Consider the following 12,855-nt stretch of genomic DNA (forward strand, 5'->3'; position numbering starts at 1 on the left):
GGCTTACCCTGGTGGCCCATTACTTCATCACACCACAGTGGCTGAAGATCCTGGTACAGGTTTCCGCCATCCTGGTCCTTGTTTTGATCCTGCAATTTTTCAGAAATCCAAGGCGCGTAGCATCGAGAAACTTTGACGAGATCCTCGCCCCTGCCGATGGGAAAGTGGTCGCAATAGAGGAAGTGACGGAAAACGAATATTTTAAGGACCAGAGGATACAGGTATCCATTTTTATGTCACCTCTGAACGTCCATGTTACCCGCTACCCGGCGAGCGGTGCTATTACCTATTCCAAATACCACCCGGGCAAGTACCTGGTGGCCTGGCATCCGAAATCCAGTACCGAAAACGAACGAACGACAGTCGTGATTCGAACCCCACTTTTCGGGGAAATCGGCTACCGTCAGATTGCCGGGGCGATGGCCCGGAGAATTGTAAATTACGCCGAGGTCGGCGAAAGTGTGCAACAGGGTTCAGACGCGGGTTTCATCAAATTTGGTTCAAGAGTAGATTTGTTACTACCTTTAGATAGCGCGATAACCGTAAAGCTCAACCAAAAAGTGGTGGGTGCCGAAACGTGTATCGCTACCCTGGCACCCCAGGATGAAGAATGAAAAATTACATAAGGAATTCGAGGAAGCGGTAGCCTATATCAACAACTACAACCGCCTGCTCCCCGCTGATCTGCTATTAAAACTCTACGCTTACTACAAAATAGCGCATAATAATTACAGCAATCCCGGGAGTAAAACCCCGCTTATTAATGCCTTTAAAGCCAATGCCCTGATTCAGGCTCAGGACGTTTCCCCGGAGGTAGCCATGCAAACCTATATTGAACTCGTGGAAAACCACGTTCGCAAACTCACCTGAATGCCTTTAGGATCGGACTGTTTGGTGCTGGGGGTTCTTTTCGATAAAACCGAAAAACAAAGCACCGGCCAGTGTTATTCCGAAGTAAATAGCAACCAACCGTGGACCGCCGGCCCAAAAGTTTTCAATTCCAAACCAATCCCCGGTAAGGGATAATACCATCCAACCGGCAAGCGCTCTGGCCGCTTCAATCCAGGCACCGTATCGATTTCCATCCATAAGGGTGGTATATCCGAAGATACCTACAAAGATAAAAGCCCCGAAAAGCAGGAGTCCCTCAAACCCAATGGCCGAATAATTATAAAACATAAACAAGAGCAGTGCCAGCGTAGCCAGGGTCTGGAAAATAGCGTATCCCCTGAGATATGGAGAGACCTGGGGGTCGTATCGCTTGAAGTGATAGACATCTGTGATACCCCGTCTGGGATATTCCAAAGCTACATCAGCCGGGCGCCAACCCGTCGGCATAAACCATATGCGGATCTTATCCTTAAGGCTGCGCGTGCGCCACGCATCCTGGGCAATCCCCCACAGGTGCTGGAAATTAATATGAATCGGATTCCACGTATGGGCCGGTTTTAAAACCCCGTATTGAGGGGGTACGGATTCCAGTTCTTCCTGGAAGGTGCCAAAGAGTCGATCCCAGACACAGAGTACCTGCCCGAGGTTCTTATCGATGTATTCCGGGTTGATCGCGTGATGTACCCGGTGCTGGGAGGGCGTAACAATAACGTATTCCAACCAGCCCATTTTACCGATATGTTGGGTGTGATACCAGAATTGTGCAAAAAGATGGACGGGGGCCAGAATTCCGATGACCTCAGCGGGTACCCCGAGCAGGGCGGCTGGCAGTAACATAAGCGGAAAATACCCGATCAGGTTGGAAATGGATTGCCGGAGGGCACAGGCGAGGTTAAACTCTTCGCTGCTGTGGTGTATGACGTGTTGATTCCAGAATATATTGACATGATGGCTGAGACGATGATTCCAATAGCCCGCAAAATCAATGGCAAAGAAGGCGATGACCCAAACGAGCCAGGTCGCCTCTATATGGAAAACAGCAAGGTGGTCCACCAGATAGGGATAACTCACCAGAATAACTCCGAGGCCCAGGGAATCCTTGACAATATTGGTCAGGCCGGAGCTTATGGAACTCAGGGTGTCCATTACCTTGTACTTCTGGTTTTTTTTAAAATAACCATAGCCAATTTCGATCCCCATCAGCAGGATAAAAAAAGGAATGGCGTATAACAAGGCGGTGGCGTAGGTTTCCAAACTGAATCAAATTAAATAAAAGACAACAAATCCCAGGACCTCCAATACAGGTATTATTCACAATCCAGGGCATACGCATCCTCTTCATCCTTGGACCAGGAAGCAGGTATGTCATCCAATTGTTGTGGACTTACCAGAATACATATCAATGGATTACCCTCAATATTAAACTCATTGAACGTGGGAAGGGGAAGGGTGGAAACATCCATACTCGCCAAATTATTATCGGCCAGATCTAAGAGTTGTAAGGTCGTGTATTCGGTTACGGTTAGCCCAGTCAATTGATTCCCGGAGGCCCCAACTTTTTCGATATTCTGATTACTCCCAAGTTGTAAACTGGTCAGCGCATTATCTTCAGCCCAAACAAAAAGAAGGTTCCTGTTTGAGGTAAGATTCAGGGTTTGCAAAGTGTTCTCGCGTACATTAAGGTCCGTGAGCTCAGTAAAGTCCTCTATACCTGTGAGATCACTTATTCCCTCATTGCTGACATCCAACCGGGCAATATTTTCGATGCGGGAGGTGAGGACTGAGCCATCGACCTCATCATCGAGGTTGCGTGCGACCAGGGCTTCTTCAAAAGCACTGTCAGGTATTGATGTGCGCCGCTCAGGAATAGGATCAACTTCGTTGTCATCTGAGTCTGAATCCGAGCTGCAACCGGTCATAAAGAGCCCCAGGAACAGAGTGTAAATCAAAAATCTTTTCATGTTGTTTTTTGGGTTAAAAATACGAAACTTCCACCAGAAAAGCGTTCGACTAATCCGGCACCCGGAGAATAAAGCCCTGCCCGTGTACATTTTCGATTTTTAAATCCGGGTCATTTTCGAGCAGCTTTCGCAAGCGGGTTACAAAGACATTCAGGCTCTTTCTGTTGAAGTAGTCGTTGCGCCCCCAAATGCGCTTAAGGATGTCTGCATGGGAGCACAGGCGGTTTCGATGTCGGATCAGGTATGAGAGGAGTTCATTCTCCCTGGTGGTCAGGGGGATTTCTTCTCCTTCGAAGCGAAGGCACTGATTCCCGGGGTCATACTCGTACCCGCCAAGGTCCGAGAGGGCCACTTCTTCAGATGACGATCCACCCAGACGGGTCAGGAGGGTTTCTATGCGCACCACCAATTCCTCTTCGTCAATTGGTTTTTTCAGATAATCCACAGCCCCGACTGAAAACCCTTTTAACACATCGATCTTCATGGATTTAGCAGTGAGAAACAGAAAAGGAATGTCCGGATAGCGCTCGTGAATTTCAGCACCCAGGCTAAAGCCGTCCAATTCGGGCATCATGACATCGAGGATAACAAGGTCGAAGTTTCGTTGTTCCAAAAGGGGTAAGACTTCTGTTGGGTTCTTGACCCATAACATCTCCATCCCCTTCATTTTAAGGTATTCAGAGAGCAGGTAACCCAGGGAAGTGTCATCTTCCACCAGCAGCAGGTTATACATCTTTTGATCCATCCTTTTCCAAAGGTACGACAAACAAAAAAACGGTACCTTCTCCGGGATCACTACTGACACTGACCCGCCCCTGATGTTTTTCGGCCACTGTCCGAACATAACTCAGCCCCAAACCATAACCCCTGACACCTTGCCGGTCCCCGTCCGGTATCCGGTAATATTTTTTAAAGATTTCATCCAGGGCACCGGCAGGGATCGGCATTCCTCCATTGCTTACCCGAATTTCAAGTTGCTTCCCCTTTTTGGAAGCGGTCAGCTGAATTTGCGTATCTGCTCCGTACTTCCTCGCGTTATCCAGCAGGTTGTTCACCGCATTCTCAAGATGGAAAACGGAGGCCTTCATCAGATAGGGCCCGGGGGTTAGATCATAACTAAAGGGCTGCCCCTCAAGCTCGCAAAGCCCGGCAAAATCAAGACAAATTTGCTCCAAAGCGGGCCTGAAATCCAAACGTTCGGTATCCAGGACAGTACGCTTGTGTTCCAGGGCCCCCAACTCCAGGACTTTGTCGATATGATTGGTCAACTTCTTAGTTTCTTTCAGGATTCGCCCTGTAAATTCGCGTTCCTCCTCCCCTATTTTGGCATCGAGGATCTTAGTCGCCAGACTGATGGAAAAAACAGGGGTTCGGAGTTCATGGGTCAGGTTATTGATAAAGGCATTGGTTGTGGTGATCACCTTTCGCTGCCAGTAATAGGTTCTCAACACCCATAAAACAACCGCGAGAATCCCCAAAAGAAAGAGGATGCTCGGGAGGGTCAGACCATTGAGTTGGGAAAGGAAATACCTATCCATGTTTTGAAATTCAAGTTGAAGTACCACCCGTTTATCCAGGCGATCCGAGAGGTATCCCTTCACCTCAATGGGGTACTGGAAGTCTTTTTCCGCTTCCCGGGGTTTTTGGGCGGAACGCAAGTAGAAACTGCTGTCACGGGCCTTGAGTGTGAAAATGAACTCCCGGTCGATCTCGTGGTCTACCAATCGCTCCTTCAGGTAATCCTCCAAAAAATATCGGGAAGCATCTTCGAGTACGGCCGGCTCGGCCTTAAAATAACTCGTGTCCTTTTCCAGGGCATTGGCGAGAAGGAACGTGAGCTGATTCCGCCCGAACAAATCCTTTTGCACATCTGCCCCCACCAGCGCAATTTTCTGGCTAAACTGCACCCGGGCCAGGTTCAGGCCAATCTTAAGGTATCGATATTGGATTACGGCGAGCCCAATGATGGAAATGACAAACAGGGTTATAAAGAAAATTCGTTTGCGCACCATGGTATAAAAATGGAGTGACTTTCCGTAAAATCCGTCTTCTTAAGCCCTTCTTAAGCAGATTAACTTTGTATTAATACTTTTTGTTTTACGCTAATCCCAACCGCCGCTTCTTTAGGGTACTTTAGCCAATGATAAAGGTACAGCTTTATTCATGGTCGAAAAGTTTAGTTAATTCAAAAAAAGCCAGTCCGCGGACTGGCTTTTTTAGTGTAAAATGTTTGCTTCTTGTTCCCGAATAAAATAGTCAAAGGCTGTAAGGTTGGAATATTGACCTTCCCGAAAAAGCCTATTTTAAATTGGCCAGGCTTTTTTCCAGAGTTTCAATCCGGGCCTGGGCGTCCGAGGCTTTTTTCTGCTCCAGGGCCACTACTTTTTCCGGGGCATTGTCCACAAAACGCCGGTTAGAGAGTTTTTTCTGCACAGAAGTCAGAAATCCACGGGTATATGTGAGTTCTTCCTCTATTTTCTCAATTTCGGAAGCTACATCCACCACCCCGGTGAGCGGCAAATAGTACTCATTGCTTTTCACCCGAAAAGAAAGCGCCCCCTGCGGAGCCTGGTCGGTATCCCGGATTTCTGCTGTATTTGTCAGTTTTTGAATTAAAACATCCCACTTGGGATCTGTACCTTCTTCGTTGAGGACAAACAGACTCACAGCATCGCGGAAGGGTATCTGCTTCTCTTTGCGAATGGTCCGTACCGCGGAAATTACTTCCCGTGTAAAATCAAAGGCCTCCAAAAGATCCGGGTCAAAAGAGTCCTGCTCAGGCCATGGGGCAACAATCAGCGCCTGGTCCGCTGCTCTCGGGGCCATATGCTGCCAAATCTCCTCGCTTAAGAAAGGCATAAAGGGATGTAGCAACTTCAGGTTCGCTTCGAAAAGCTCAATCACCTCAGCATAAGTAGCCTTATCTATTGGAGCCTGATAAGCCGGTTTTACAATTTCAAGCAACCAGGAACAAAAATCATCCCAGATGAGTTTATAGGTCGCCATCAGCGCATCTGAGATTCGGTATTTTTCATAATGTCCTTCAATCTCCTCCAGCGTTTTCATAAATCGCGACCTGTACCAGACAATCCCCAGGCGCGCAGCCTCGGGCTGCGGGATCTCCGCTTGCTCCCAACCCTGGACCAGTCGAAAGGCATTCCAGACCTTATTGGCAAAGTTCTTGCCCTGCTGACACAGGTTCTCTTCAAAGAGCAGGTCATTTCCTGCAGGTGCACTGAGCAGCAGTCCCACCCGAACTCCGTCTGCCCCGTATTGGGAAATCAGCTCCAGCGCATCCGGTGAATTTCCGAGTGACTTCGACATTTTTCGCCTTTGCTTATCCCGTACCAATCCCGTGAGGTAAACCGTACTAAAAGGTTTTTCTCCCCGGAAATGGTACCCGGCCATAATCATACGCGCCACCCAGAAGAATAAGATATCCGGGGCAGTTACCAAATCGCTGGTCGGATAGTAATACGAAACCTCATCGTTTTCCGGGTCCAATATCCCCCCGAAAACACTTATGGGCCAGATCCATGAGGAAAACCACGTGTCGAGTACATCTTCATCCTGATGCAGATCGACGGATTTCAGTTTGGGATTCCCACTTTGTGAACGGGCCAGTTCCAGAGCTTCCTCCACAGTCGCTGCCACCACAAACTGATCCTTGCCCGGACCGTAATAATAAGCCGGGATTCGCTGCCCCCACCAAAGTTGGCGGGAAATATTCCAGTCCCGGATGTTTTCCATCCAGTGGCGGTAGGTATTTTCGAATTTGGAAGGCACCAGATTCACTTCCCCGTTTTCGAGTACCGCAGCCAGGGCCGGTGCGGCCAACTCTTTTGTCTTCAGGAACCACTGGTCGGATAACCGGGGTTCTATAACCGAACCGGTCCGCTCAGAGGTTCCCACTTTATTGGTATACTGCTCCGTCTTCACCAAAAATCCTGAGGCATCCAGCTCCTTAATAATGGCCTTACGGGCCTCAAACCGATCCATACCCTCATAGTGGAGCCCATTCGAGTTTAGCGTAGCATCCGGATTAAATATATCTACGATCTCAAGGTCGTGTTGCTGTCCGATCTGGTAATCGTTCTCGTCATGGGCAGGGGTAATTTTAAGACACCCTGTTCCAAAGTCCATCGTTACATACGTATCCTGAATCACCGGAACCACGCGATCGCAAACAGGTACCCGTACCTTTTTATCCTTGAGATCGCTGTAGCGTTCATCCTCAGGATGTACACAAACCGCAGTATCGCCCAAGAGTGTTTCGGGCCGGGTGGTGGCTATAATTACCTTCTGATCCGTCCCCTCCACAGGATACGCGATGTGATAGAGAAACCCCTGTCTTTCTTCATAATTCACTTCTTCATCCGAGAGGGTGGTTTTGGCTTGCGGGTCCCAATTCACCATCCGATATCCCCTGTAAATCAGTCCCTTTTGATACAGATCCACAAATACCGCGATAACGGAAGCCTCCATCTGTGGATCCATGGTAAAAGCTGTGCGCTTCCAGTCACAGGAGCATCCCAGTTTTTTGAGTTGTTCCAGGATAACACCCCCGTATTCACGGGTCCACTCCCAGGCGTGTTCCAGGAATTCCTCCCGACTCAGGGAATCTTTGGAAACTCCCTGCTCCTTTAATTTGGCAACCACTTTGGCTTCAGTAGCAATAGAGGCGTGGTCGGTACCGGGAACCCAACACGCATTTCGTCCCTGCATCCGCGCCCGTCGTATCAATACATCCTGAAGCGTATTGTTCAGCATATGGCCCATATGCAAGACCCCGGTTACATTGGGAGGAGGGATAACTATAGTGTAAGGCTCCCGCTCATCGGGCTGTGAATAGAAATACCCGTGCTCCATCCAGTAGGAATACCATTGAGGTTCTACGCGCTGCGGATCGTATTTTGAAGGGATTTCCATGTTGTGGTATGGTTTTTGAAATCAGGGGTATGTCCCAGAGGGTGCAAAGATGTTAAAAACCACTGAAAACCCCAATTGACGGGACACGATTATACGAAACAAAAATAAGTAACGTTTATAGAAAACAAAAGAATTTTGGATGTTGGAGCCCCAATGGCTACATTTGAAGTTCACCCAAATTCAATGACTATGAAAAATCTGGCAATTGTGCTGTTTATCAGCCTGATGACTCTGGGGGTTCAGGCCCAGGAAAAAGTAGCCAAAATCGAATTCACTTCTGATACAGTGGATTATGGAGAAATTGATAAAGGAAGTGACGGGGTACGGGTATTTGAATTTAAGAATACCGGAACCGCGCCTTTGATTATCAGCAAAGTGAGCTCAAGTTGTGGATGCACTATTCCCAAGAAACCTGAAGGGCCTATTATGCCTGGTGAAAGTGGGGAGATCCAGGTAAAATACGACACCAATCGTCCTGGTCCGATACGCAAGGCGATCACGGTACTCTCCAATGCAGATACGCCCACAAAAATCCTTAAGATTAAGGGAACTGTTAAAGCTGCAAACGGAAAGTAATATACAGTTCAACCGAAAGAATACAAACCCCGACTAACCGCGGGGTTTTTTTATTCCTCAAATAAGTCCCGTACGACAAAGGAGAATAACAAATCCTGATTGTACCGCTCGATCAGGACTCGAATAGACCTGCCCTTTTTACTATTGATCATTTCCATGACCTCTTGCAATTTATACCGGTGGACAGGTTTGCCATTCACGGCCAGGATCACATCTCCGGTCCTCAGGCCAACCTCCTCAGCAGGGCTTCCTGCCCGGATGGCCGAAACCACAATCTCCGGGACAAGGCTAAGGCGTGTCTGGGAACCCACCATAATCTGTACACTGCTAAAAGAATTGTCATCATTCTGGACAAAACCATTCGAATCTGCGATGCGCTCAGCGATATATCGAATCCCCGCATGCTCCAGTTCTATCCCGGCCAAATTGAACTGAAAGGGTTTATTGAACAAAGCATTTTTCGAAAGGGTAATGCGGTGTCCGGGATAATCCACAACCATATTAAATCGCTTCAGTAGTTCTCCCCCTGCGCTGCCATTGCGATCGCCTAAATTCGTGGCGAGTCTGAAAGATTCCATTTGCGGGAAGGCCGCTTTGGCTTCCTTTAGGACAAAGTCTCCCAGTCGCACCTGCTGTATTTTGGTTCGCTTGCCATAGATAGTACCACTGAGGCCTTTACCGAGATAGTCTTCGTAATGTTTATCCGGTACAGTCAATCCCTTTTCAGCATCGGGAAAGAGCCAAAGGGCATCGCTACTCCCGGTATCCATGAGGAGTTTTACGGGAACCTCATCCTGGTTATTGACCACCACGGAACCGTGCAGATAGGCTTTGTTTTCCTTTAAAGTTAGCGGGAGGGTAACCTCATCTCTACGGATTTTCCGGGAATAGGTCTCCGGATTGTGAAAACGTAAAAATTGCCTGCTGTAATTGATTTCAACGACATAATCCTTAAAGAGATCGTAACCGATGATGCCATGCACCGGAATTCCGAGGCTGGAAGAAAAATTCATCTCCTTATCCAAAACCACATAGAGTTCCTGACTTATATTTTTCAGGGACTGCACGCTAAAGGTATTGCCCAAAGAGCGAAGAGCTTCCACGGGTTCCCCTTCTCCCAAACCGCGAATGGTAATTGGGGAGACCTCCCGCAGCTCTATGGAGTCCTGCCCGGTCAGGTTAAAAAGTATGGGCTTACTCACTCCCGAATCCAGGATAAAATTCAGGGAGGCCCCATTAACCTCCATGGGTATAATCACCAGGTTGTTAATCAGCTCGAAACGAATACGATCTGTGCGCTCTTTTCCAGAAGGGAGCAGGTATTGTTGGGCCATAACAGATCCTGAGGCAAGTAAGAACGCCACAACAACCGAAAAAATAGAATTTCGCAAAGACCTCATAACTAGATTCGTATATCTTTAAATTAGACAAAAAAACAATACCATGGGTTATTTTAACATTCCTTTTACCTGTGATCTTTCTCATAGGCCTATCCGGCAGGGGATTATTTGTGTTGTTTACTCCAAAGGGATTTCTCATTTTTGTCTTTAAACTTTCCATACCTATGCCCGCTCTATCCAAAAAAGGCCTTTCCATGCCGGCCTCCCCCATACGCAAGTTGGTTCCCTTCGCTGAAGCTGCCAAAAAAAGAGGGGTTGAGGTGATTCACCTCAATATCGGCCAGCCTGATATAAAAACGCCCAAAGGAGCACTCGATGCCGTGCGCAAGGCGCCAATTGAAGTTTTGGAATACAGCAGAAGTGAGGGTAATGAAAGTTACAGGATAAAACTTGCCGCGTACTACACCCGCCACGAAATCGAGGTCACCCCGGAACAAATCCTGATCACCACAGGAGGTTCTGAGGCCCTTTCCTTTGTCATGGGATGTATTGCAGATCCGGGCGATGAGATCATTATTCCCGAACCTTTTTACGCCAATTACAATGGGTTTTCAGTGGCAAATGGGGTGAAGGTTATCCCCTTAGCTTCGGACATTTCCGATAATTTTGCGCTTCCCCCCGTAGAATCTTTTGAGGACTATATCACCCCCCGGACCCGGGCCATTTTGCTATGTAATCCCGGGAATCCCACAGGCTACCTCTACAGCAGGGAAGAAGTGCGGCAACTCGCAGAGCTGGTGCGAAAACACGACCTCTTTCTGATCGCGGATGAAGTGTACAGGGAATTCGCATACGACGGTAAAGAACACTATTCCATTCTTCAGGAACCCGGAATGGAAGCCCATGCTATAGTGGTGGATTCGGTTTCCAAGCGTTACAGTATGTGCGGGGCTCGCATCGGCTGTATCGTCAGTAGAAATGCTCCCCTGATGGCGGTATGCCTGAAATTTGCCCAGGCAAGGCTCTCCCCCCCTACCCTTGCCCAAATTGCCAGTGAAGCTGCCCTGGATACACCGGATTCTTATTTTGAAGAGGTTATTCGGGAATACACCTCAAGGCGCGATCTGCTTTTGGAAGAGCTGTCAAAAATAAAAGGGATTCGGATCGCAAGACCCCAGGGGGCCTTTTACTGTATGGTGGAATTGCCTGTGGAAGATGCGGATCATTTCGCCCAGTGGTTACTCGAAGAATTCCAATGGGAAGGTGCAACTGTGATGGTAGCACCTGCCGCCGGTTTCTATGCGACCCCGGGCCTAGGGACCCGGGAAGTCCGGATTGCCTATGTCCTGGAAAAGGCACAACTGAAAAAGGCTGTTCAGATTCTCGGAAAAGCCCTCGAAATATACCCGGGCTGATGGAGATTCAAAAAAATATCTCATTAAAACCTTATAACACCTTTGGGATTGACCTCCCGGCACGGGAATTTCTGGAAATCGAATCCGTGGCCAGTTTACAAAATGTGTTGAAACTCGAAAACCGCCCGAAGCTCTTTGTACTTAGCGGCGGGAGTAACATGCTACTCACAGCTCCCGTGGAAGCTCTGGTGCTGTATATAAATATTCAGGGCAAGACAATCCTGGAGGACGATGGAAAAACGGCTATCGTCCAGGCCATGGCAGGTGAAAATTGGCATGAACTGGTCATGTGGAGTCTGTCAATGGGTCTGGGAGGCCTTGAAAACCTGGCACTGATTCCCGGGAAATGCGGTACGACACCCATTCAGAATATCGGGGCTTACGGGGTTGAGCTCAAAGATGTTTTTTATGCCTGTGAGGCCCTGGAAATGTCAACCGGACGGCTCCGCCGCTTTACCGCTGAAGACTGCAATTTCGGCTACCGCGATTCTTTTTTTAAGCGGGAGGGAAAAGGAGCTTATATTATTACTTCGATTGCGCTGAGACTTACCAGGACAAATCATAAAGTATCCACATCCTATGGGGCCATTCAAAGCGAGTTAAGCCAAAGGGGGATTACAGAACCCACACCCCTGGATGTCGCTCAGGCCGTCATTGCGATCCGCCAGAGTAAACTCCCGGATCCAAAGGTTCTGGGGAATAGTGGGAGTTTTTTTAAGAATCCCGTGATCCGCACGGAGCAGTATACAGCCCTCAAAAAAAAATTTCCAGAATTGCCCGGATATCCCCAGAATGAAGGAATGACGAAAGTTCCGGCAGGCTGGTTGATTGAAAAATGCGGCTTTAAGGGCTATCGAAAAGGAGATGCCGGGGTGCACGAGAAGCAGGCGCTGGTACTGGTCAATTACGGAAGGGCAAGTGGAAAAGAGCTTCTCGATCTGGCACACAGCATACAGGATAAAGTCCGGAGCACTTATGGGATAGATCTTATTCCCGAGGTAAATATCATTTGATTTCAGTTCCCGGCGGACGTGTAGGGACCTCTGCCCATTATACCCCCATTGGCTTTGCCATCTGAAGTTCCTTCCGGAATAGCCTTTGGAGCCAGAAGTTCCTTTCCCTACCGCCGGCGGGAGTTCCATTCAAATTGGGGAAACGCACATGACCTAAGTAACAATCTAATCTTTATCTTAGCGTTAATCTATATAGGATTCAAAGGAAAGCAGTCAAAACCTAATCTTCCTTTTTAGCGCCTTTCCCAACTGATGAGCACCCTGCTGGAAAAACATATTGTAGAATTGCTCAAAGAGAGCAATGACAAAGCCATTTCGCTTCTCTACGAACACTATGGCGATACACTTTACGGGGTAGCCTTTAAAGTCGTCCGGAACGAGGAGCTCGCACAGGACGTCGTTCAGGAGAGTTTTATCAAGATCTGGAATAAGTCACATACCTATGACGCGTCTAAGGCCAAACTCTTTACCTGGCTCTTTCGCATCACCCGTAATACGGCTATCGATAAATTGCGAAGTTTAGGGAATAAGTCCGATAAAGAAATCCAAATGGATGTTTCAGACGTATATAACCTAGGTGTGGAAGGGATTCAGCCCGAGCTGATGGACATGCGAAAGCAGCTCGATAAGATAGAACCGAAATACCAGATTGTGCTGGAGGCACTCTTTTTCGAAGGAATGACCCAGCAGGAGGCCAGTGAAGAGCTCGATATCCCCCTGGGAACTGTAA

12 protein-coding genes are annotated in these 12,855 nt (G+C 48.2%); 6 read left to right on the forward strand and 6 right to left on the reverse strand.

Annotation, left to right across the window (positions count from 1 at the left end; all coding sequences use genetic code 11):
- Together WBV75_RS05620 and WBV75_RS05625 are read left to right on the forward strand one after the other, a co-directional pair.
- On the forward strand, positions 1-614 hold a 614-nt coding region (locus WBV75_RS05620), incomplete at its 5' end, for a phosphatidylserine decarboxylase family protein (RefSeq protein ID WP_424119666.1).
- Positions 604-870: an acyl-CoA-binding protein gene (locus WBV75_RS05625; RefSeq protein WP_424119667.1), complete on the forward strand. Its 267-nt coding sequence runs from the start codon at positions 604-606 to the stop codon at positions 868-870. The genes WBV75_RS05620 and WBV75_RS05625, both read left to right, overlap by 11 nt.
- A 6-nt stretch (positions 871-876) precedes the next feature.
- Here the strand turns inward: WBV75_RS05625 and WBV75_RS05630 are convergent, their stop codons facing one another.
- From WBV75_RS05630 to WBV75_RS05650, 5 genes are all read right to left on the reverse strand, one after another.
- The gene (locus WBV75_RS05630; RefSeq protein WP_424119668.1) at positions 877-2,145 is read right to left on the reverse strand and encodes a sterol desaturase family protein; all 1,269 of its coding nucleotides are present in this window, start codon (positions 2,143-2,145) and stop codon (positions 877-879) included.
- A gap of 53 nt (positions 2,146-2,198) precedes the next feature.
- Positions 2,199-2,852: a hypothetical protein gene (locus WBV75_RS05635; protein ID WP_424119669.1), complete on the reverse strand. Its 654-nt coding sequence runs from the start codon at positions 2,850-2,852 to the stop codon at positions 2,199-2,201.
- Positions 2,853-2,901: 49 nt separating this feature from the next.
- Complete coding sequence (locus WBV75_RS05640; RefSeq protein ID WP_424119670.1) at positions 2,902-3,585, reverse strand: response regulator transcription factor; 684 nt, start codon at positions 3,583-3,585, stop codon at positions 2,902-2,904.
- Positions 3,578-4,864, reverse strand: a complete 1,287-nt coding sequence (locus WBV75_RS05645) for an ATP-binding protein (RefSeq protein WP_424119671.1) — start codon at positions 4,862-4,864, stop codon at positions 3,578-3,580. Before WBV75_RS05645 ends, WBV75_RS05640 begins: the two co-directional genes overlap by 8 nt.
- A 286-nt stretch (positions 4,865-5,150) precedes the next feature.
- Positions 5,151-7,781 (reverse strand): valine--tRNA ligase, encoded by a 2,631-nt coding sequence (locus tag WBV75_RS05650; protein ID WP_424119672.1) that lies wholly within the window; start codon positions 7,779-7,781, stop codon positions 5,151-5,153.
- A gap of 189 nt (positions 7,782-7,970) precedes the next feature.
- On the opposite strand from WBV75_RS05650, the gene WBV75_RS05655 reads away from it, so the two are divergent.
- The gene (locus WBV75_RS05655) at positions 7,971-8,357 is read left to right on the forward strand and encodes a DUF1573 domain-containing protein (RefSeq protein WP_424119673.1); all 387 of its coding nucleotides are present in this window, start codon (positions 7,971-7,973) and stop codon (positions 8,355-8,357) included.
- Between the two features lie 50 nt (positions 8,358-8,407).
- Here the strand turns inward: WBV75_RS05655 and WBV75_RS05660 are convergent, their stop codons facing one another.
- Positions 8,408-9,757 (reverse strand): aspartyl protease family protein, encoded by a 1,350-nt coding sequence (locus tag WBV75_RS05660; protein ID WP_424119674.1) that lies wholly within the window; start codon positions 9,755-9,757, stop codon positions 8,408-8,410.
- A gap of 164 nt (positions 9,758-9,921) precedes the next feature.
- Here WBV75_RS05660 and WBV75_RS05665 point away from each other — a divergent pair, with 164 nt between their 5' ends.
- The 3 genes from WBV75_RS05665 to WBV75_RS05675 all read left to right on the forward strand — a co-directional run.
- Complete coding sequence (locus WBV75_RS05665; protein WP_424119675.1) at positions 9,922-11,112, forward strand: pyridoxal phosphate-dependent aminotransferase; 1,191 nt, start codon at positions 9,922-9,924, stop codon at positions 11,110-11,112.
- Positions 11,112-12,125: a UDP-N-acetylmuramate dehydrogenase gene (gene murB, locus WBV75_RS05670; RefSeq protein ID WP_424119676.1), complete on the forward strand. Its 1,014-nt coding sequence runs from the start codon at positions 11,112-11,114 to the stop codon at positions 12,123-12,125. The genes WBV75_RS05665 and murB overlap by 1 nt, the downstream gene beginning before the upstream one ends.
- A 252-nt stretch (positions 12,126-12,377) precedes the next feature.
- On the forward strand, positions 12,378-12,855 hold a 478-nt coding region (locus tag WBV75_RS05675; RefSeq protein ID WP_424119677.1), incomplete at its 3' end, for an RNA polymerase sigma factor.

This window comes from Robiginitalea sp., from assembly GCF_049588695.1.
Classification (GTDB): domain Bacteria; phylum Bacteroidota; class Bacteroidia; order Flavobacteriales; family Flavobacteriaceae; genus Robiginitalea.